Origin of the sequence: Burkholderia sp. Ac-20392, from assembly GCF_017104585.1 — a bacterium.
Taxonomy (GTDB): domain Bacteria; phylum Pseudomonadota; class Gammaproteobacteria; order Burkholderiales; family Burkholderiaceae; genus Burkholderia; species Burkholderia lata.
The window spans coordinates 1-784 of sequence record NZ_JAAGPB010001171.1 but is presented as its reverse complement, the minus strand read 5'-3'; the positions used below and the strand labels follow the sequence as shown (position 1 = coordinate 784).

Below are 784 nucleotides of genomic sequence, written 5' to 3'. Positions count from 1 at the left end.
TAAGGGCTCGTCCCACACCCCGCGCTCTGCCGCGGCATCCGTCACATCCGACACATCAGACACATCCGACACATCCGCGACATCCGACACATCCGACGCATCCGACACATCCGACACGCCCCGCACACCCCGCACACCCCGCACACCCCGCACACCCCGCACACCCCGCACACCCCGCACACCCCGCACACCCCGCGCAGGCACAACCCGTCGCCGCTACGCGCGCACGACCGTCACGCCCGCCGCCTCGATCGGCTTAGTCAGCGCGGCGTCGGTTTCCTTTTCGACCACCACGGTGTGCGCCAGCGTGAGCTCGCCGATCACGAACTGCGACGCCGCGCGCAGCTTCGACTGCGACGCGAGCACGACCGTCTCGGCTGCGCGTTCGGCGAGCGCGCGCTTGATCGCCGCTTCCTCGAAATCGCCGGTACTGAGCCCCGCGACCGGATGCACGCCCGTGACGCCCATGAAGTACAGGTCCGCATGGATGCGCGCGATGCCTTCCATCGCCGCTGCGCCGACGGCGACGATCGAATGCTTGTAGAGCCGCCCGCCGATCAGGATCACGTCGATCGACGGATGCGCGGCGAGCGCGACCGCGACACTCGGGCTGTGCGTGACGATCGTCGCGCGCAGGTCGGCCGGCAACTGGCTGACGAGCAGCGCCGAGGTCGTGCCGCCATCGACGATCGCCACCTGCCCGGGCGCGATCATCTCCGCGGCCCGCCGCGCGATGCGCCGCTTTTCCGCCGTCTCGAGCGCCTCGCGCTGCGCGAACGGTGCA

Annotated in this window: 1 protein-coding gene; it reads right to left on the bottom strand. The window is 70.3% G+C overall.

What is annotated here, in order from left to right:
• Positions 1-216: 216 nt before the first annotated feature.
• Positions 217-784, bottom strand: a 568-nt coding sequence (locus G3N99_RS41445) for a DeoR/GlpR family DNA-binding transcription regulator (protein WP_206125337.1), incomplete at its 5' end; no start/stop codon positions are given.